Annotated in this window: 11 protein-coding genes; 8 read left to right on the forward strand and 3 right to left on the reverse strand. The window is 43.6% G+C overall.

Going from position 1 to position 22,477, the window contains the following annotated elements; translation table 11 throughout:
- Positions 1 to 564: 564 nt before the first annotated feature.
- The 3 genes from Q8W40_RS19015 to Q8W40_RS19025 all read left to right on the forward strand — a co-directional run bounded on the left by Q8W40_RS19015 (position 565) and on the right by Q8W40_RS19025 (position 12,705).
- A complete protein-coding gene (locus Q8W40_RS19015) occupies positions 565 to 1,437 on the forward strand; it encodes a hypothetical protein (protein WP_305399410.1) in 873 nt (290 codons plus the stop codon).
- A gap of 11 nt (positions 1,438 to 1,448) precedes the next feature.
- A complete protein-coding gene (locus tag Q8W40_RS19020; RefSeq protein WP_305399412.1) occupies positions 1,449 to 11,843 on the forward strand; it encodes a non-ribosomal peptide synthetase in 10,395 nt (3,464 codons plus the stop codon).
- Positions 11,844 to 11,904: 61 nt separating this feature from the next.
- Entirely contained in the window at positions 11,905 to 12,705 is an 801-nt protein-coding gene (locus tag Q8W40_RS19025) for a Cof-type HAD-IIB family hydrolase (protein ID WP_305399413.1), read from the forward strand.
- Positions 12,706 to 12,839: 134 nt separating this feature from the next.
- Here Q8W40_RS19025 and Q8W40_RS19030 read toward each other — a convergent pair whose 3' ends face one another.
- Positions 12,840 to 14,210, reverse strand: a complete 1,371-nt coding sequence (locus tag Q8W40_RS19030) for an MATE family efflux transporter (protein ID WP_305399414.1) — start codon at positions 14,208 to 14,210, stop codon at positions 12,840 to 12,842.
- Between the two features lie 363 nt (positions 14,211 to 14,573).
- Here Q8W40_RS19030 and Q8W40_RS19035 point away from each other — a divergent pair, with 363 nt between their 5' ends.
- On the forward strand, positions 14,574 to 15,299 hold the full coding sequence (locus Q8W40_RS19035) for a carbonic anhydrase (RefSeq protein ID WP_305399416.1): 726 nt from the start codon (positions 14,574 to 14,576) through the stop codon (positions 15,297 to 15,299).
- Between the two features lie 139 nt (positions 15,300 to 15,438).
- On the opposite strand, the gene gatY is transcribed toward Q8W40_RS19035, so the two are convergent.
- Both gatY and Q8W40_RS19045 read right to left on the reverse strand, forming a co-directional pair.
- Complete coding sequence (gene gatY / locus Q8W40_RS19040) at positions 15,439 to 16,296, reverse strand: tagatose-bisphosphate aldolase subunit GatY (RefSeq protein WP_305399418.1); 858 nt, start codon at positions 16,294 to 16,296, stop codon at positions 15,439 to 15,441.
- 86 nt (positions 16,297 to 16,382) lie between these two features.
- Positions 16,383 to 17,666, reverse strand: a complete 1,284-nt coding sequence (locus Q8W40_RS19045; RefSeq protein WP_305399420.1) for a D-tagatose-bisphosphate aldolase, class II, non-catalytic subunit — start codon at positions 17,664 to 17,666, stop codon at positions 16,383 to 16,385.
- Between the two features lie 406 nt (positions 17,667 to 18,072).
- On the opposite strand from Q8W40_RS19045, the gene Q8W40_RS19050 reads away from it, so the two are divergent.
- The 4 genes from Q8W40_RS19050 to Q8W40_RS19065 are packed head-to-tail and all read left to right on the forward strand — an operon-like array spanning position 18,073 to position 22,362.
- Positions 18,073 to 18,957, forward strand: coding sequence for a substrate-binding domain-containing protein (locus tag Q8W40_RS19050; RefSeq protein WP_305399421.1), 885 nt, complete (start codon positions 18,073 to 18,075; stop codon positions 18,955 to 18,957).
- Positions 18,958 to 19,008: 51 nt separating this feature from the next.
- Complete coding sequence (locus Q8W40_RS19055) at positions 19,009 to 20,511, forward strand: sugar ABC transporter ATP-binding protein (RefSeq protein ID WP_305399423.1); 1,503 nt, start codon at positions 19,009 to 19,011, stop codon at positions 20,509 to 20,511.
- Entirely contained in the window at positions 20,504 to 21,442 is a 939-nt protein-coding gene (locus tag Q8W40_RS19060; protein ID WP_305399425.1) for an ABC transporter permease, read from the forward strand. The genes Q8W40_RS19055 and Q8W40_RS19060 overlap by 8 nt, the downstream gene beginning before the upstream one ends.
- Entirely contained in the window at positions 21,439 to 22,362 is a 924-nt protein-coding gene (locus tag Q8W40_RS19065) for a sugar kinase (protein ID WP_305399427.1), read from the forward strand. The genes Q8W40_RS19060 and Q8W40_RS19065 overlap by 4 nt, the downstream gene beginning before the upstream one ends.
- Positions 22,363 to 22,477: the final 115 nt, after the last annotated feature.

A 22,477-nucleotide genomic window follows, 5' to 3' on the forward strand; every position in this document is an offset into this window, starting at 1 on the left:
TGTCATCAACGCTTTGTAAATTTGAATTGTAATTTTTTCTTATTTGTTTGGTAAAAATATTTATTTAAAGTTGCTTTGGTTGAGTGTTCTTAAATGCTAGTTAATGGATGGAGACAGCTTTACAAGGCTCATGAATTTAAAATATATGTGTTTACCTTATATATCATTAAGTTTGATGGCTTTTTAAAGCTATATAATAAGAAAACCTAGTGACACTTACAAGAATACATAAAACACATAAAATACAATGGTTTAATCTGGTTTTGATTGGCGGTTTGATAGTGGGTCTTTGATTTTTATGCCGTTCTTTCTGTATTTTTACTGATTATTGAAAATAAATAATAAAAATTCTAATGAATGATATGAAATATTTGCTCACCGTCTAACGATGGTAGGGTTACTTTTTGTATTTGTTTGAAAATGACCATTAATTATTGGCGTCTCATCTATTGTGGCGCTTCTTGTTATTCATGGCTTCTACTCAGCTTAATAAGGGGCTCGCTCTGTTTCTTCGTGTCCAGAGAGTAGCTGCGCGCATTTTATATTATCGTCGGGGGACTAAATATGTTGGAATTTGAAATATCGGACATCAAAGAAGAGCATTACAAACTGCTTGCGGATTTTTATGGTCGAGATCTTGGAGGAGAGGCGTTTTTTAAGTGGAAGCACTTCTTAGACCCCAATTACCAAAAGGAACGTAACCGAAAAGGGATCTACTATAAATCTCTTTCAAGTTGCTTGGGCATATTTATGTCTAAGGTTTACGAATATCAATTTAATGAACGCCATTTCGTAATTAACCTAATGGGTGACTTAGGTATCTCTAAATCCGTGAAATCCTCACGTGTGTTAATCGATTTTTTCCAACACGCTCATTTAGACGGTGTGGATTTAGAAATATGCTATTCCGATGATCGAAAAATCAAAACCTATAAAAAGATCTTCGAGAAATATTTCACAGATTCAACGCAAGTAATTCCATTCGTTGAATTAGTGTTAACCAGTAGTCATATTGAGAGCTATCAGTTCTTCGACCCCTATGACATTTCTACATATTCTCTTAGTAACAACTTAGGTAGAGAGAAAAACCGACAAGCCATTCAATATACGAAACTTCACCCTCTTTACGACGAGATTCATTACGTGGAAAAAGACGGCATGTACGCCATTGTTGGCGTAAACGATGAATGCGCTGAAATTTTGGACATGTCTGGCACAAGCCACCGACATTTTGAATGGTCGATAAACGTTGCGATGAACTTCCACAGCCGTTGCAAAATCCTCACGCCTAAGCAACGAATTTCTAAGGTTATTGACCTTACGAAAAGTGACGTGAAATCAGAAAAACCTATCAATATGCTGATTGCTTTTCACAACACCACCATTCCAACTTTCGACCCTGACAATACATGGGTTTGCAGAATCGACAGACGATAAGAGACAAAAAAATGAAAAAAATTACCGCATCTCCATACTCTTATTTGTTCTGGAACGAATACAAACTTAATCCGGATAGCTATGACTACAACATGGTATATGGTCAGCGAATTTCAGGTGATCTCAACATCAACCAGTTAGAGACTGCTTGTATCAAATTGTTTGAAGACCATGTGTTGTTTGGAAGGCACATCAGTGAGGAAGATGGAGCTTTGTACTGGGTTAAGAATACAACGATATCAAGCTTTCAACATTTCGAAGGGCGGAATGGTTATTCGCAATTTATCCAAGAACCAATCCGATTAGACAAGGGACCGTTGTATCGCGTTGGGCTTTTCAAAATCGACGAAAACACGCACGACTTTGTTATCGTCATAAGCCATCTTCTGTTAGGTGGAGCTTCATTAGAAGAGTTTGGAAACGTCATCAGCCAATACTATAAAGGCGATTATAGCCATGTATGGTTATCTGAATCGGAGGTTCACCATGCGAATGTTGCCATGCAGGAGAGTGTGGATGAGCTCATTGCTGGAGGGGGAGAAGAGTACTGGAAAGAGAGGGTACGCAACCTTGACTTGAGTAGCGCAATTCCATTTGAGAGCGCACGCGAGGTTCAGGTAGATGTACAGGCTGTTAACTTTACCCTTGCGAAAACAGAGTGGGAGTCCTTAAAACAGCGATCTTCACTTCGCCGTATTTCTCCTTTCTATGTTTTTTCACAGGTTTGGGGTTCGTTGATCGCCATATGCAGTGGCGTAGAGAGTTTTGGTCTAGGGTATCCCGTTGCTATAAAAGAAGGGCGAACGATATCACTTGGATCCAATGTGAACTCTGCGGTTTTGCCGATAGACATTAGCCAAGAACGCTCGTTTAAAGAACTTTACAATGAAAACGTCGCTTCCTTCGGGAAAACCTACCAAAAAGGCAAACGTCGATACAACGAACTGCCGACGCTTTTACTTGCCAAGGCGAGTGGTATTCGAAATGTGGATATCGCAATCTCACAAGCCGTAAGGCGAGATATTGGGCTATCCATTGAACATTGCGAAGTGCAAGAAATGGAGGATGTGCATGCGGATATTGGCTCTGCCAAAATGATTGTAGAGTATATGGAGAGTGAAACGCACTTTGACTTCGCGATTCGGTTCCGCAGTTCTCTTATTGACCCTGTACGTGCGCAATCCATCCCTGCGTACTTTACGGCATTGCTCGAACAAGCCATGTTGAATCCTGAAGCGCCATTAAACTCGCTAGTGCTGTCTCCAAAAAATGAAATTCAACGGCTGAGCCAGTTCGGTTCAACTCACGACGAGACCTCAGCCGAGTTATCTTCAATCAGCCAACGCTTTGAACAGATGGCGGAAAGCCATCCAAATAATGTCGCACTCAAAGATCATGATATTTCTTTAACTTATAAAGAAGTGAATGAACGCGCGAATCAGTTAGCTTCGGAGATACGGTCGCTGTATTTTTCTAGCCATGGCAAGGCTATTGAACCGGATAGCAAGATTGCTATTTTTAAAGAAAAATCGGTTCAATTCCTCATTGATGCCATTGCAATTCTTAAGGCGGGGGCTGCCTACGTTCCTATGGCGGTTGGTTATCCGTCGGAGCGAATTCAGTACATTCTTCAAGATACGCATGCAAGTATGGTCTTGACCGACAGCGAGTCACTGGTTGCACTCAGCGAAGCGTGTCAGAACCTAGAAGTTTCGCCTTATTTACTAGCTACAGATAACACAGATCTGGGCAATTCACGCAGCAAAGCAAATTTGAAACCTGTCGCAGGAGCACGCGATCTGGGTGCCATCATCTATACGTCTGGTACCACCGGAAACCCAAAAGGGGTAATGGTTGAGCAACATTCGATAACCTCGTTGGTTGCGCAGCCGAGTATCGTAGAAATTGAAGCAACGGATGTGTTCATTTTCTTATCTAGCCCAGTGTTTGACGTCTCAAGCTTTGAAATATGGGGAGCGTTGTTGAACGGGGCGACATTGGTTGTTCCGGGTAATACTAGAGAAATGGCCAGTGACGTTGCAGGTTTTAAAGCCATGTTGCAGCAATACAACGTCAACATGATAGCCACAACGACAGCTTTGTTTGATCACCTTTATGTCTCCGATAATGACGTATTTAACTCTCTAAAATTCCTTATGATTGGGGGAGAGGCTCTAACGCCATCTCTCATGAATCAAATAGCCAATCAAACGTCTCGGCCAGACATTATTGTGAATGGTTATGGTCCGACAGAAGCAACGACGGTGTCTACCGCCTATCGCATTCAGCGTAATGAAACACACAAAACACTGCCAATTGGCCGAGCGATACTCAATCGAAAATTGTATGTGTTGAACAAGCAACGCACGTTAGTGCCTGAAGGTGTGGTTGGGGAGCTATACATTGGCGGTGCGGGTTTGGCTCGTGGCTACTTAAATCGAGATGACTTAACGCAGTCCAGTTTTGTAGAAAACCCATATGCTACCGCAGAAGACATAGAGCTTGGTTTTGACAAGATGTACAAAACGGGTGACTTAGTGCGTTGGCTACCATGCGGAAATCTTGAATACTTCGGTCGTAACGACAGCCAAGTGAAAATTCGAGGATTTAGAATTGAATTGGGTGAAATTGAAGCTGCCATTGCTGACATTGAAGGTATTGCTCAAGCGGCGGTAGTAGACAGGGAAAATGAAGGCATAAAAGTACTCGCTGCGTACTATACATTTGAAGAAGCTACGTTTGAAGAAGCTGAGTTTGAAGGAACAGGCGTAGACACTGAGACCATTCGGGAAACATTAGAATCCAAGTTGCCTGAGTATATGGTGCCGTCGAGCTTTACCTCGCTCGATAGCTTACCCATCACGATGAATGGAAAGCTGGATAAATCGGCACTGCCTGAGCCCGCTATTGATTCGTCGGATTTGTATGTTGCTCCTAGTAATCAAATCGAGCGCGATCTTTGCGATATATGGAAGAAAACACTCGCGGTTGAGTCTGTGGGTGTAACCGATAATTTCTTCCGCATTGGCGGCGAATCGATACTGGCTATTTTGGTCACAACGGAGCTTAGAAAAATAGGCTATGCGTTGGATGTAAAAGACATCATCAGCCAGCCAACCATTGCGCAGCTTGCCAAGAGAATCAAAAACAATAACGAATTGATGCAAGATAGAGGAGCATCACTACAACCGTTCAGTGAGCAAGGCAGCCTAAAAGGGCGCCTATCACTCAATGCCATCCAGAAGTGGTTTTTCAACCAATCTTTCACCAACCAAAACCACTGGAACCAAGCGTTTACCTTCTCGATACCAAACGACTTAGGTGTTGAAAATCTCAATGATGTTTTGACAAAGGTGGCGGAGCATCACGACATATTGCGTGCGCGCTTTAGTTTGGATGATGGGGAAGTGATTCAAACCTATGGATCACACATGGCTGCCCCTAATATTCAAGTGTTAGAAATAGGGGAAGACCACGCCAAAGATCAAATTGCGTTAACCCAGCTTCAATCAAATTTTGATGTGTTTGAAGGACCACTTTGGAACGTCGCGTTATTGAAAAACGCACTGGCGAGGACGAGCCATGTATTCTTCGCATTTCACCACCTAATCATGGATGCGGTTTCATGGCGTATTCTAGTGAATGACATAAAGCATCTCATTGAAGGCGGTGAGTTTACTCAGAAAGGCACCAGTTACCGCCAATGGTCTCAACTGCTTCTCGACTACGCACAAGCGCACCCGAACGAAAAAGAGTATTGGCGTTCGACATTAGAAAACGTTGAGTGCTTGCCTGCAGCGAAAATAGAATCGACTCAATCAACGCTTTCTTTGGATAGCGCGTTAACTTCCAAGCTCTTGCGCAGCTCGAACCACGGCTACCATACGGAAATTAATGACCTGTTACTCAGTGCGTTAGCAATCGCCTTAAAAACAGTGACCGGTTCGTCAACACAACACGTACTGCTGGAAGGACATGGTCGAGAAGCGATTAATGAACGAGCCGATGTCACACAAACAGTAGGTTGGTTTACCAGTATCAGCCCGATAGCGTTGAGTACCGGAACTGGCATTGAAGACACCGTAATTTCAATCAAAGAAACCGTGCGAAGCATTCCAAATAAAGGCGCGGTCTTTGGCACCTTCTATCATTCCCCCGATTTTGGCGACTACGCACTGCCAAATGTCAGTTTCAACTACCTTGGGCAGCTGAGTACCAAAGGGGAAGATGAGTATTGGGCAATTCGGCCAGAGAACGTCGGGCAAACTATTGGTGAAGGAAACCACGATAAAACTGCGCTAGCACTCAATTGTGTTGTAACGAACGACGAACTTGTTATCTATATCGACTCGCGTCTTAACTCTGAATCGACCTTTGCTTTTGAAAAAGCGCTAAAAGATTCGCTGATAAACGTTATCGAGCATACAGATATGCTGGGGAATAAAGGCGGAATTAAAACGCCAAGTGACTACGCAGTGCCGTCGCTTTCGATTAGTCGACTAAGGCGATTACAAAACCGCTTTGCCGATATTGAGGCTATTCACCCTGCAACGCATTTGCAGCGCGGCTTGGTATTCCACAGCCTTAATCACCCAAACGACGATGCCTACCGAGTTCAATTACTACTGGACTATGCGTGTGCGCTTGACATAAAAACGTACGTTAAAGCTTGGACGTTAGCAGCAGAGACGTTTCCTATTCTTCGTACCAGCTTCGATTGGGAAGACGGTGAAATCATCCAAATTGTTCACCGCAATGCGAAGCTAACCGAAGAGGATTTCGAGTGCGTTGACTTAACCTCACTTTCGCCAGATCAGCAAGAAATTGAAATTGGTAACATTCAGCGTTTGGATCGAAACAAAGCGTTTGATTTGTCCCAGCCAAAACTGATTCGATTTGTTGTTATTAAACTCGCAGAACAGCGTTATACCTTATTGAAAACAGAGCACCACTCCATTTGTGATGGTTGGAGTATCCCACTCCTGTTAGGCGCAGTGCATGAGTATTATGATGCGAGTGAGAACGGGGGCGAGATACGAGTAAACCCAGAGAACACTTACCTCGACGCGCAAGCATTCTTGTCTAGCCAGCAAAAAGAAACAGATGCGTTTTGGCAAGACAAGAAGGCGTTATTTGAACAAGCAAACGACATAAGTGTCATGTTTGATAAAAAAGTGCCACTGACTGATATCGATGAAATATCCAACCCATCAGAATCGTCGCTACGCATTGATGGAGATGCGTACCACGAGCTGAAAAGACAATGTGTGTCTTCGGGTGTTACTGCAAACGTGGCGCTTCAGTTTGCGTGGCATAAATTGATTCAAGTTTTCACTCAAGATGAACAAACCAACGTCGGCACCATCGTTTCAGGACGAGCCATTCCGGTAGAAGGAATAGAAAAGAGTGTTGGCTTATACATCAATACCTTGCCAATTACCGTTAATTGGTGCGCGGAACAATCGGTTCAGCAAGTGCTAAATGGTATCCAAGAATCTATCTCGGAGCTGAACAGTCACAGTAATATCGCATTGTCGGATCTGCAATCCGATGGCGAACGTTTGTTCCACAGCATTATGGTATTTGAAAACTACCCAATGCCGGAGAAGGTTACGGAGGGCATTGGCGCCCATGTCGAATTCCGTTCTTCTGTCGAAAAGCTGGATTACCCGCTTGTACTGATGGCGTATGAACACGATGAATCGATGAGCCTTGTTCTTAAGTACGGTCAGGATTGGTTAGGTGAAGTGTCTTCCCAGCGGCTGCTTAACTTACTGGTAAGCATCCTCAATTCATCGCTGGGCGATACTACGTTGCTACAGAAAAATATCGTAGCAGAGCCCACATACTCAGTGAACCGCTCCAGCCAAAGCCAACGATCCACTCATACTCTACAGCATTGGTTTGAGAATCATGCTAATCAGACACCAAACGCTATTGCGCTAGAGTCCGAACAGCAGCAGCTCACGTATGAGCAAGTAAATAGTAAAGCCAATGCGCTGGCGCACTATATTCAAAATTGGCACCGAGAAGCGTATCAAACCGACTTGGAACCGGATACTTGCATCGCCCTGTATCAAGATAAATCCATCGATCTAGTGATCAGTATGCTGGCGATACTCAAGGCGGGTGGCGCATATGTACCAGTATCCACCACCTACCCAGTAGAGAGGGCTTCATTTATCCTCGCGGATACAGGTGTTAGCTTGGTGCTGGCAGACAGGCAATCTTTAGTTGATAGTGAAGCGCTTCAAGCAAGGCACACAAATGCAAGCTGGGTTGCTGTCGATAGCTTGGAACTAAGCGCGCACATGAATTCGAGAAGTAATGTGACATGTCAATCCAGCAGTGACAGCTTAGGCGCGATCATCTATACCTCCGGAACCACGGGTAACCCGAAAGGCGTCATGATTGAGCAGCATTCCATGGTCGATCTTGTTGTTCACGCGAACTACATCGACATTGATAGCCGAGACACCTTCCTGTTCCTATCCAGCCCAGTGTTTGATGCGGCGACGCTGGAAATTTGGGGGGCGTTGCTAAACGGTGGCAGACTCATCATTCCTGCCGACACCAAAGAGCTGGCAAGTAACATTGAACGTTTTAGGAGTGTAATAGAAGACGTATCCATTCTGTGGGTGACACGCAGCCTGTTTGATTACCTCTATATTGCTGACAAAACCCTTTTTGCTAACTTGAAGTGCTTACTCGTTGGTGGCGAAGCGTTAACACCAGAAATTATGAAGGAGTTAGCGGAATCTCCACACAAGCCCGAGCATATTCTTAATGGTTACGGTCCGACGGAATGCACAACATTTACGACGACCTATGAAATAGAATCCGGTCTTACAGACAAAACCATACCCATTGGTGCGGCTGTGTCTCATCGTGAGTTGCATGTGTTGGATTCGCAACTACAGCCACTCCCTAAAGGTGCCATTGGTGAGCTGTATATTGGAGGAAGTGGGTTAGCTCGTGGCTATTTAAATCGACCAGACTTAACGGAGAAGGCATTCCTGCCGAGCCCATTTACGCAAAATAGCGAGATGGATAATCAAGAGAGTAGGCTATACAAAACAGGCGATCTCGTACGTTGGCTACCATGTGGAAATTTAGAGTATCTCGGTCGTAATGATTGCCAAGTTAAAATACGGGGTTTCCGAATTGAACTGGGTGAAATCGAAAGTAGGTTAAACCAGGTTTCAGGGGTTAAACAGGCTGTCGTGATTGATATCGAAGAAGATGGCAATAAGTCTCTGGCTGCCTATATCGTCCCGACAAACGAGGCTTGCCAAATTGAAGAAGTACGCCAGAGATTAGAAAACCAGCTTCCGGATTACATGGTGCCTTCCAGCTTTACGGTGCTAGAGAGTATTCCTCTAACGGTGAACGGGAAACTCGATAAACGAGCGTTACCAGAGCCTACCATGATAGACGATGACAATTACCTTGCGCCGAGAACACAGATAGAGCGAGATCTTTGTGCTGTTTGGATGCAGGTATTGGAACTCAAAAAGATAGGTGTTAGGGATAATTTCTTCCGAATTGGTGGCGATTCCATCCAGAGTATCCTTGTGACAACGGAACTCAGAAAGCTTGGGCATGTGTGTACTACTCGCGCCATTTTTGAGAATAAGACCATCGAATTGCTAGCTAAGTACATTGCCGAAAATGACACACAAAATGACATTGTATCGGAGCAGGGTAACCTCGCTGGTGAGTTCGATTTATTGCCCATTCAGCAATGGTTTGATGAACTGAAATTGGCAAACCCTAATCACTTTAATCAGTCTTTTCTGATTCAAGTTCCCAACTTAGACGAAAGCCGCTTGAATGCCGCACTTCAAAAGTTGGTGGACCAGCACGATGCGCTGAGATTACGTTTCACACACCAAAATAGCCGTGTTGTTGCACAAGAATATATCGATAAAGTTCATGTGCCAGCGGTGTTGTGTTGCGATTTAAGGGATACTCAAAACCAAATCCATAACTTAATGACACAATGGCAGAGCGACTTCGATATCGAAAACGGACCGTTTTGGAAGTTTGTGTACTTGGACGGTGGCGATAGTAAGAGCAGTGAAAGCAAGGGAGGGGAGAGCACAGGGTCGATGATTTACTGTGCGTTCCATCACTTGGTCATGGATTCTGTGTCTTGGCGTATCATCGTCGATGACTTAGAAAGGTTCTATGAAGGTGAGCAACCACAAGATAAAGGCACAAGTTATCGCCAATGGGTGTTAGCGGTTAAGGACTACGCGAAACATCATTCAGACGAGCAAGAATACTGGCTCGATCAAACGAAAGATCAGCCCGATTATCAGCAGCACCCAGACGTAACGCCGGAAACGACGGTGGCAAAGGTCACGCTGGATCCTGTCAGAACATCGAAATTACTGACCGAGGCGAACCACGCTTACAAAACGGAAATCAATGATTTGCTCTTAACGGCTTTAGGCATGAGCCTTAAGGGATGGCATGGTAATGACGATTCATACATAACGCTGGAAGGACACGGTCGAGAAAACATTGGAGAACAATACGACATTAACCAAACTGTCGGTTGGTTCACGACGGCGTTCCCAGTCAAGATCCTCAGCGAAAACAGCCTTGCTGCTAGTATTCGAACAAACAAAGAAACCTTGCGCCAAATTCCGCAAAAAGGGTTGGGTTATGGCGCGTTGAGAAGTTTCTTACCCTCGGAAACAAATCGCCTAAAACAGCAGGTGTTGCCAAAGGTGAGCTTTAATTACCTCGGTCAATTTAGCGCGAGCCAAGAAGCGAATTCGTGGACATTGGCAAACCAATATTCTGGCGAGGAAATAGCCGCTACGAATAAGAGTGACAATGTTCTTACTGTGGCAGGTCGAGTTCAAGATAACCAATTGCACATGGACGTGTTAGGCAGCTTCAAGCGAGAAAAAGTGGCTAAAATTGCCCACGATTTTATTGAAAGCCTAGAAGCCATTATTGATCACTGCACACAAGAAAACTTGCGTGAAACCTTTACGCCAAGCGACTTTCCTAATTCAAAAATCAGTATGGAAGAGCTTGATCGAATTCAAAACCAGTTTGAGATTGAATCCGTGTATCAAGCAACAGGCGTTCAACGTGAGCTAATGTACTTTAATCGGATAAACCCAGATTTTCAGATAGACCAAAATGTCACGGAAATAAAAGGGGATTTTGATCCAGAAATACTTGAACAAGCGTGGAATTTAGCGGCTCAACGATACGATGTGTTAAGAGCCGGATTTACCGACAAAGCGTTTGCAGGCTACCCTAATCTGTTTATTAAAAAGAAGGTGACTATCCCCTTTGAAATGATGGATTGGACAGAAGTTGATAACGAACTGTTAGAACAAAAAATACGTGACAAAACGTTGTTAGAGCGAAATACGCCGTTCAACATCGAACATGCACCACTGATAAAACTCGTGTGTATTCGCGCATCACAAGGCAGGCACTATTTGATTCAAACCTTCAATCATATTTTGTTTGATGGATGGTCGGTTGGAATTTTAAATGCCGAGTTGATGAAGGACTATCGAACATTGATGTCAGGTAAACCTGTTTCGGTCACACCGTTAAGCTTTGAGCCTTTCCCAGAGTACTTACTGAACACGTTTGATCGTGAAGGAGCGAACGCATTTTGGGGAGGCTATCTAGAAGGGGCATCTTTGAATCAGCGCTTACCATTCTCTAACGAGAAACCCATAGATACGTTTGTAGAAAAGCGGATGAAGGGTATTGGTGGTCAGCTCACACAAGCCCAAACAAAGAAGCTTTATCAGTTTGCGGAAACCAGTGGCTACACACCGAATCAGATAACACAATTGGCTTGGTGCGCAACCTTGGCAGAGGTTTTGGACACCGAAGATATCTGTATTGGTACCACCATGAGTGACAGACCAGCGGAAATCGACAATGTTGAGTCTCTATTTGGTTTATTTGTTGCCAGCCCAGTGTTACGAGTAAAAGGAATAAAGAACAAATCCGTAGGGAAACATTTGGAGGACATTGCGCTAAGCCAGCTTGATAGACAGCAATACGCTTTCCATGAGCTTAATCACTACGATGAGCAATGGATACCGACCTCACCATTTGGCAGCTTATTTGTGTTTGAAAACATGCCGGATGGTGAAACAGCGGAAAAACCACCTTTTTTATATGAAGTGGTTGACGTCGTGAGTGGAAGTAACCACCAAACGGTTTTGTGCTTGGTTCCAACGCCAGACAACTTGATGTTAAAGCTGTTTTTCGATTCTAACGAGCTTTCTAAGCAAAACGTTCAAGAGGTGTTCGATCGATTCATTATGAACGTAGATCAGCTTACGGCTTCACAAGACGTGTTATCAAAAAGCTTGAAACATGTCGTTGAAGGAACAAAAGCTATCGCTTTGTAATGCTCTAATTTATTGGTTGACTTAAGCCGCTTTGTAGCGGCTTTCTCTAAAGGAATATTATATGTTTCAAGCAATTGTATCGGATCTCGATGGAACTCTATTGAATAGCCAAGGGGAGCTATCACTTGAAACGATTCAGGTACTGGAAGATTTCTATCAGGATGGCGTTGTGGTAATGGTGGCAACTGGGCGTTTTGACACAGACGCTAGGCGTGCACTCACTGGGCTTTCGTTTAATCCGGTTATTGTTTCTTGCAACGGGGCGATGATTAAAGGGTCCGAATCTTACGCGCAATTTACGCAGTGTTTACCCATAACATTGAGTGAGTCCCTATTGAACCGGGTGATAGATCTTCCATTTCATATTACGGTGTTTTCGGAAAAAGGTTGGCACATGATCGAAGAGAATTCTTTCTTTGAAGAGTACATAACCCAGTCGGGGCTAACCTGTGATTACATCACGGAAGAAGAGATAAAGAGTATCGAAGCACTGAAAATTTTGCTTCAAGGAAGTGAAGAAAAAGTGAACCATTACTGCATGATCTTAAAAGAGGAATTTGGTGAACATACCAATATTTGCAAGTCCTCTCCAAACACCATCGACATAGTGATGAAAGGGCTTTCTAAAGCAGAAGCGATAAAGCATTTTTTATCGAAGAAAGGCATAACCATGAACGATGTTGTTGCCTTTGGTGATGCAATGAATGACTTAGAAATGCTGCAACAAGCTGGCGAAGGTGTCGTTATGGGTAATGCGATGCATGAGTTAGTTGAAGCGATTCCTCAGTGCACAAGGACGCGGTCAAACGATGAAAATGGCGTGGCGTATTTTCTTACTGCTTTAAAAGAAACTGAGGTATAATTCACCAAAGAAAGAACAGCGTAACTGAAACCCAAAAAAGAAGCTCCGACTTTTAGGTCGGAGCTTCTTTTTTTATTGGGTCAGTCTATGAATTTTCCAAAAAGTAGAGGTATCAATCGCAAAGCATTCAGCGATTACTTAGCCATATAGCTATAACGAACGGATTCGTCTTGTTTGTGTATCCATTTTAACCTGAGCGACAGCAGTAAAGCGGCTGCCGATAGCCCGACAATAAACCCTACCCAAAAGCCTGCAGCCCCCATGGGTTCGCCGAAGATATCCGTCATCCCGAACGCGTACCCGGCGGGTAAACCAAGTAGCCAATAAGACACAAAGGTGCAATAGAATATGGCTCTCATGTCCTTATAGCCACGAAGTGCACCAGCGGCGATAACTTGGATGGTGTCTGCCATTTGGTAAGCGGCAGAAAACAAAAGTAAATGCATGGCAAAGGTAATAACAGAAGCATTGTCTGTGTAGAGTTCAGTAATGGCCTCGCGAAACACCACTGTTAAAATACCGGTTAACACCGCAAGTGAGCATCCAACAATAAACCCAACATTGGCAGAAACTTTGGCACCGTTTGCGTTACTTTCTCCAAGTTGGTGCCCAACTCGAATACTCACTGCAGCCCCTAAACTGAGAGGAAGCATAAAGATAAGCGAGGAATAATTAAGCGCTATCTGATGCGCGGCAACCACAACCGAACCGAGAGGTGCAATAATGATGGCAACAACGGAAAAGAGCGTGACCTCGAAGAAAATAGACGCCGCAATCGGGAATCCCAATTTAAATAGCCTGCGCTGAGCACTGAATTTGGGCAAATACAATTTAGAAAAAGTGCCGATAGGTTTGAGCTTTCGTGCGGTCACTACATAAAACACCATGGCAGAAAGCATTAGCCATTGAACAATGGTTGTTGCCACACCACAGCCAACGCCACCCATTGCTGGAGCTCCAAACTCCCCATAAACAAACATCCAGTTCAAAGGAATGTTCGCAAAAAGACCGATAAAACTAATGACCATGGCGGGTTTGGTTAATGACATACCATCGGTAAAACTTCTAAATGCCTGAAAAAGCATCACGGCAGGCACAGCAGGCATCACCATGTTCATATAGCCTATTGAAATCTCTTCCAGTTTAGGCTCGACATTCATTAACCCTAAGATCCACTGCACTTGGAAGAAAACAGCGATGATAGGCACACTGACAAACAAGCTCATTGCGATGGCTTGTTGCACTTCATTTGCTATTTCGCTTTTACGATTCGCCCCATTTAACTGAGCAACGATTGGCACTAACGCCATCAATATGCCGATTCCGAACAAAATGGTTGGTAACCAAATGCTGGTGGCAATTGCGACTCCAGCGAGATCGGTTGCGCTTACTCCACCAGCCATTACGGTATCTACGAATCCAATACCCGTTTGTGCAACAGAAGCGAGAAGAATGGGGGTAGCCAGTTTAACGAGACGTGATATTTCATCTTTATAGGTTTGCACTTGTACTCCATTGCTTGAGCATGAGATTACTCAATTTCGATGAAAACATGATAAAGAAATGCCTACGCAGAGCATAGAAGTAATCCGCGAAATTCAGTAACAAAGTTGGGAATGCAGGGAATAGTTAATAACAAAGATATTAATAATTTAGTGTTAATATCAAGGACAGATACGTGTCTCTTTTTGCCATGGGAAAGGTAAGGAGATATGCATTGTGTTACAGCGGTGCAATATGTGAGAAATGAAATCATTAATTGCATAAAAATAGTTAAGGGCATTCCGCAATATAGTGTTTCCATGGTTTTCATACCTCACCTTTAATTGGTTAATGCGTGAGAATTGTTAATTGAAAGAGGCAACTATATGAAAAATGTAAAATTGACACTGGTCGCAGGCGTTTTGGCTTCATCAATTGCCATGCCTTCGATGGCGGCAGATTGGTCGTACGAAGGTAAGCATGGCGTTGACGAGTGGGCAAAACTGTTTGCAACGTGTGGGGAAGGTAAAAATCAGTCACCAGTGAATATATCTGATGCACTAAAAGCAAAAAAGCAGCCAGTAACGCTGACTTATCACGGCTCTGCGACCGAAGTTGTGAATAATGGGCACGCCATTCAAGTGAACGTTGAAGGGCATAATACGCTCACATTAGAAGGCGGAGAATATGAATTGAAGCAATTTCATTTCCATACGCCGTCTGAGAACACCATTCTAGGTAAACAGTTCCCACTAGAAGTTCACTTTGTACACGCGAATACGAAAGGGGAGTTGGCGGTCGTTGGCATTATGTATGAACTGGAATCTAAGCCGAATAAGTATCTGAAAGCGTTATTGAGCGACACGCTGAAATCTAAAGAGAAAAAACCGTTAGATGCGGGTTTCGATCTTGCTCAGTTGCTACCTGAGGAGCAAGATTATTACCGCTTTAATGGCTCACTCACCACACCACCATGCAGCGAAGGTGTGCGTTGGGTATTAATGAAAGAGCCATTGAGTGCGAGCAAAGATCAAATCGATACGTTTGCTCAATCGACGGGGATGAACGCTCGTCCGGTACAGCCTATTAATGGACGCATCGTCGTAAAATAGCCCATTCAGGTTTGAGTCGAAAGACATTAGAAAGAAAAAGCGCCTATGTTTTTCAATAAAAACAGGCGCTTTGTATCCAAATAATCTTAAGATGCTGGATTCAGAGCCGCATATTCTGTTCTTAATTTTTCCAAGTAACCTAAAGTTTTCCTTCGCTTTTACACATCAAGATTTTTTCTTTTACCAACTTTGCCATGGCCGCTTTTGGTGCTTCGTTGTAAATTCTTGGATCGTTGACTGTCGGGTCCTCATTAAACGCATGTTTTAAGGAATCAGCAAAGGCGATTTTTAACTCAGTAGCCACGTTGACTTTAGCAACGCCATGAGAAATGCAGCGCTGAACATCCGCAACACTGACGCCCGATGCACCATGCAATACCAAAGGGATATCAATGAGTTTTGCTATTCGCTCTAGGCGGTCAAAATCTAGTCTCGGTTCGTCTTTGTAGAGCCCATGAGCCGTGCCTATCGCTACAGCAAGTGAGTCTATATTGGTTTGTTCTACTAGTTTTACCGCGTCGTCGGGGTTGGTATAGGGATCCGCGACCGATTCGACAATCAAGTCATCCTCTTGGCCTACAAGCTGACCAATTTCAGCTTCCACACAGCAGCCATAAGAGTGACAAAGGTTAACGGTCGCTTTTGTGAGCTTGATATTGTCTTCTAATGGCAAAGCGCTACCATCGACCATGGCAGAGCGAACACCAAGCTTCACTTTTTGCTCTATATCAGCAATCTCATGGTGATGATCAAGGTGGATTACGACTTGAATACTCCTTTCGTATGCGGCGGCATTCACCATATGGATCAGCTCTCTCGCACCCCCGTATTGGTAGGTGCCCGGCGTGCCAGCCAAGATAACAGGGGATTCCATTGCTTTGGCAGTATCTAAGATGACTTGCACTGTTTCTAGGTTGTGAAAATTAAACGCGGGAACGGCGTAACCTTCATGCCTTGCTTTGTTTAACCAGTAATTGCTATTTATGATGTTGTTCATAAATTTTCCCTTTTAATGAATGCCCGCGCTATCTAAAGAGACCAACGGTGAGAGCAAGCCGTAAAGTTAAATGTGATGACTCGTGCTTACGTGTTTGAGTGGCACGCTTGGCTATAGGTATTGGTGACTTCCATGATCTTGTCTAAAACGATTTCTTTCGGGTGGTTTGAGATATCCCCATTGCCTATTTTTTTTGATTGATTAGGTAAGTACTGGCTTAACAAGGTTATTGGAGGAGGAGAGTGAACCAAATTTTCGAATAATTGTTCTACGGCCTGATTTACCTTCTTATCTGGCCAGTAATACCGAATGCGGTCGCTCAAACTGTAGTGCCTGTCGATATACTGCTGCTTACCTGATGTCTCGTAGTAGCGCTGCCAATAAATCGGTTCGTTTGTCATAACCTCTTCGATCACTCTCTTAAGATTTGAGCTCTCTTTCTTGTCTATCCATTCTTCTTCCACATCGGCTAATGCAAAAAGTGCCTCGCGCAAAGCAAACGTTAAGGCTGGCCCTACCTTAAGAATCGCAAAATGATCCTCAACGAGTTGTCTGTATGCGCTTTGGCTTTGGTAATCGGTGGAATGCGCTTCAAACAGCAGATTTTGGTGACCTTCTATCATTCTACTTAAAGGTTTTGCTTTTTCGGTTTTGTAATGCGCGACATTGTGGTGATCGAACTCGACACCGGGTTGAACAACGAGACCGATAACCCGTTGCCAAACCTCTTCTAAACCCTTGCTGGAAAAGGTTTCTTTATGCACCGTGATCGTTTGTTCTGCCGCTTTGTCGTCGGTAACTTCTAGGGTGCTTTCAAGTGGCTCTAGTGCACCACCCGGCGTAGGAACTTCGGTGCCTATGATATAAACAGGTGCTGGTCCGCCGACGGTTTTCCAGGTTTCTTCTGCAACCAAGCAAAGAACAGCCGCTCGATGCGCGATTGTTTCATCACTAAGTGGTGTGTGGTCGTCTGAACAAGGCATTGAACAATCTAGGTGAATTTTCCGAAACCCTGCTTCTACATAACTTTGTATCAAGTCTTCAGATTTACTCATTGCCGACGCTGCTGGTTCCGATTGCCAACAGTTAGGACCAAGGTGATCACCGCCCAGTAGAATTTTATCCAAAGGCATCGATATTGATTCTGCGATAGAAAAGACCAATTCCCTAAATTGAATTGGGGTCATCCCTGTATAACCACCAAATTGGTTTACTTGGTTGGAAGTGGATTCTATGAGAACGGGCTGTCCATCTTGTAAACACTGCTTTAGCGCCGCTTCTAACACCAAAGGGTGAGCAGAGCAGACAGAATAGATACCGACTCTTTTCCCTGATTTATGCTGCGTAACCAAATTAAGCAACTCTTTCACTATAAATCCTTTCGAATGCTTTCTTTTCTGTTGTTGCTGGAATTTAAAAGAAAGTGTTCAAAAAAAACAAAAGATTGATCACGTAGATTGAAAAATAGTCTGAAAATGCAATTTAATGTGATTTCAATCGCTTTTATTGGTAATTTCGAGTCTGAAATCGCATTTTTTATTTGTTATTGACTTAGATATCGATAAAAATTGATCGATATCTAACTTGTGTTAGCTTTCCTTTGCTTTTTATATCTTGTTGTATCATTTTTGTACTTGCTGAATTTGTGGTCATAAAACGTACACCTAACTGGGTAATCTAAAATAGATGAGGTATCAGTTACATATACGGGCAGGCCGCTAATAGATAAATGGACGAATAACGTCCTAATCAAACGTGGAATACAAGGAAAGTAAGATGAAAAATATTAAGTACTTATTTACTTCGTTATCAATTTTGACAGCGTTCTCAATGAATGTTCACGCTGCCAATGAACACACCATTTGTGCCTCCCTACTTACTCAATCACACCCATTTTACATCGCATTAGGTGAAGGTTTAAAAGCAGGAGCGAAAGAAAACAAAGCAGATTTGAAAGTGTCTATCGCTAACCAAGATTTGGCAAAACAAATCAGTGATATCGAAGACTGCATTATAAAGAATGTAGACGCGATTATTATTTCACCTGTCGATTCTAAAGGTATCCGAGGACCTTTGAAAAAAGCTGAGCGTGCCAATATTCCTGTACTCACCGTGGATATAGGTGCAGAGAAAAGTAAAGTGGTTTCGCATATCGCGACCGATAATTATGGTGGTGGTGTGGAAGCTGGAAAACTGGCTAAGAAGCATTTAAAAGGAAAGGGGACAGTTGTGATGCTGTCTTACCCTGGCATTTCTTCAGTAGAAGACCGACTACGTGGTTTCCGCGATGCAGTAGCCAATACAGACATTGAAATTGTTGCTGTCCAACCTGGGAAAACTCGTGAGGAGTCTTTGACCTCAACCATTAACATGCTTCAAGCCAACCCCGAGACTGATCTGATTTTTGCGTTTGGCGACGACATGATGATAGGCGCAGGCTTAGCGGTAACCAAACAATCTTCAAAAGCTGTTGTTATTGGCTTTGATGGTATGCCAGAAGGGATCAAAGCGGTGGACGACAATGCGCATTTGATAGGCGTGGTTAAACAAGATGCCGATACTATGGGTAAAACAGCGGTTAAAGCAGCTGTTGATCACTTAAATGGTAAGAAAGTCGATTCTGAATACCCAATTGTGCCTGTTCTTTATACTGGAATGTAGCTATCGGAATGGAATAGAGCTGAAAAGCTCTATTCCATTCAGGACGTCTTTATGCAAAAAATTCTTTTAGAAACAAAAGATCTAAGCAAGCATTTTGGTGCGGTAAAAGCCGTGGATGGTCTTACTATTCAGTTGTCATCGGGCCGAGTACACACGATTTTGGGAGAAAATGGTTGTGGAAAGTCCACGACACTTAAAATGCTAGCTGGTGTCCATTCACCCACACGAGGCCAGATCTCACGTAATGGTCGCGAGGCAAATTTTAAATCACCAATGGATTCTAGAGAGAGCGGAATTGCGATTATTTTCCAAGAGCTTTCTCTGTGTAACAACTTGACCGTTGCCGAAAATATTTATGCCAATAATGAACCTCAAACGAGAGGAATTATTGACGACTCAAAAATGATAGAAAACGCCAAAGCGCTTCTTGAAAAGTACAAGATACCCATTTCCCCAACGATAAAAGTCAGCGCACTGTCTATGGCACAGCGACAGCTGGTCGAAATAGCCAAAGGGTTAAGCTACTTTTCTGAAGTCGTTATTTTTGACGAGCCTTCTTCTTCACTTTCTGATTCAGAAGTGGAAATTTTATTTCGCATCATTGCTGAACTTAAGTCCGACGGTAAAGCCGTTGTTTATGTCAGTCATAAAATGGCTGAAATCATGAGAATTTCAGACGACATCACCGTGATGCGTGATGGACAGTACATCGACACGGTAGAAAAAGAACAAACGGACATAGATTCATTGATCACCATGATGGTTGGTCGAGAAATGGATGATATTTATCCCGACAAAATTGATGAGCTACAACCGCTGGGCGAACCTGTTCTTAAGGTCCGGACGCTAACGAATCCGGCCTATTTCCAAGAAGTCAGCTTTGATCTTCATGCTGGTGAGGTTGTCGGTTTTTTCGGGCTTGTTGGTTCTGGTCGATCTGATGTTATGAATGCGCTTTTCGGCATGTTGCCGTATCAAGGAAGTATCGAAGTGAAAGGAAAGTCGCTGAACATATCTAGCCCTAGCGTCGCGATAAAATATGGGATTGCGTTCGTGACGGAAAACAGAAAAGAAGAAGGCTTGGTGCTGGATCACAGTGTGCATATCAATTGCAATCTTGCTTCTTTTGAAGATGTGGCAACCGTAGGCATCAGAAACCCCAGCGAAGAGCTTCGAATTACAAAAGGCAGCATCAAAAAAATGAACATTAAGGTTCACGATGAAAACCAATCTGTTGGGTCATTGAGTGGAGGAAATCAACAGAAGGTCGTGCTAGCTAAATGGCTAGAAAAAAAGCCAGACATTCTGATTTTGGACGAACCGACACGAGGGGTGGATGTAGGCGCAAAATTTGAAATCTACAGCATCATTCGAGATTTGACGGCGACAGGGACAGCGGTGATTTTGGTTTCTTCAGAATTGCCAGAAGCGCTGAATATGAGTGACCGATTGTTTGTCATGCGCAATAAACGAATTGTTAAAGAATTGAGTACCCAAGGACTATCTCAGGACAAAGTTATGGTATACGCGACAGGAGTGGATTCAAATGATTAGGATGATCGTAAAGGAGTATGGTGGGATTTTAGGTGGGCTCATTCTACTTATCGTCGTGTCTTCATTTCTATCTGAATACTTTTTATCGATGAATAATTTTACCAACATATTGCTTCAAACATCGATTGTCGCAATTGTCGCATTCGGGATGACTTACGCCATTTTACTGGCTGGAATAGACTTGTCTGTTGGTTCTATTGTCGCTTTGACTGGGCTGGTATTGGTTGTGGGGCTAACGAATGGATTGCCTTTCTCACTCATGTTGCCCATCGCTCTTGGGGTTTCCGTATTTTGTGGGTTTGCAAATGGCTTTATTACTACATGGTTAGGTGTACACCCTTTTATCGTAACAATGAGTTTTATGGGGATTTGGCGTGGTGCGGCAATGCTGACCAGTGATGGTAAAGCCATTTCTCTCTATGACAATGCGCCCTTTGAGTTTGTATTTAATGGCTATTTCCTTGGAATACCATTTCCTATCATCATTCTAATTGTGATGATTGCGCTCAACCATTTTCTATTATCCAAAACAACATTTGGAAGAAAGATATATATCGTTGGTGGGAACCCTGAAGCAGCCGCTTATTCAGGAATAAATGTATCGAAAACGACGGTCTACTCCTACATGCTTACAGGGCTAATGGCCGGGATAGGCGGCGTCATGTTGGCGTCCCGAATGTTCTCGGCTCAACCTACATCAGCAAATGGAATGGAGCTTGACGCCATTGCAGCCTGTGTTCTCGGAGGGACATCTCTAACCGGCGGCAGAGGGACCATCATTGGTACCCTAATAGGTGCGCTCATTATCGCTGTTTTAAGTAATGTTATGAGCCTGATGAATGTCGATTTCTTTGTTTCTCTCATCGTGAAAGGAATCGTGATTCTCATCGCGGTAGGAATAGACGTATACAAAAACAAGAAAGGTAAATGATGAAAATTGTAACCATAGGCGAAATCGTCGTTGAGATAATGGCGACAGAGCGTAACCAGCAATTATCACAAACCGGACTTTTTTCTGGCCCGTTTCCAAGTGGCGCTCCTGCGATATTTATTGACCAAGTTGCTAAGCTAGGAGTGGAATGCGCCATTGTGTCTGCCGTTGGAAATGACGGGTTTGGGGAATTGAACATCAATCGACTTCGCAATGATGGCGTCGATGTGAGTGGGATAACCGTTTTAGAGAAGGAAACCACCGGAAGTGCCTTTGTAACTTATCACTCGGATGGTAATCGTGATTTTATCTTCAACATTAAAAATGCGGCGTGTGGAAAGCTGAGTCTAGACAACGCGAACCTAGAGGTATTTAAAGATTGCACGCACCTTCATGTCATGGGTTCTTCTTTGATCAGCGAAGACATCGTACAGCTTACTCTTGAGGCTATAAGACGAGTCAAAGAAAACGGTGGAACGGTGTCTTTTGACCCTAATATTCGTAAAGAATTGTTAGATGACAAAATGGCTCGTTCACTTCTCCAGATCCTTGAAAATACCGACACCTATTTGCCAAGTGAAGCGGAAATCACGACGTTATCTAAGTTTGAAGATCAGAGTACTGCAATTAACGATTACTTCGAACACTTTAACGTGAAGGAAGTGGTTTTAAAGTGCGGTTCAAAAGGTGCGACTGTATTCACTCAAAGCAAAAAGTACGTTCAACCGCCTTTCGCAGTGGACGAAGTTGACCCTACAGGCGCCGGAGATTGTTTTGGCGGCGCGTATATTGCGTGTCGAGTAAGAGGACAAAACATAGAGGAAGCCCTACGTATTGCGGCAAAGTGTGGTTCGCGCTCTGTAACGGTGACCGGACCGATGGAAGGCACATCGCGGCTGGAAGAACTAAACGGGCTCTAGAGTACTCGATTTTTTCGATTGGAGGACAGCATAACTCTGCGTTACTTCTCGGCTTAACAGTGGGTAATTGTTATAAAAATTATCCTCATGTACAATCCTCGCTTTGGTTGTTAGC

Source organism: Vibrio penaeicida (assembly GCF_030689305.1).
Lineage (GTDB): Bacteria > Pseudomonadota > Gammaproteobacteria > Enterobacterales > Vibrionaceae > Vibrio > Vibrio penaeicida_B.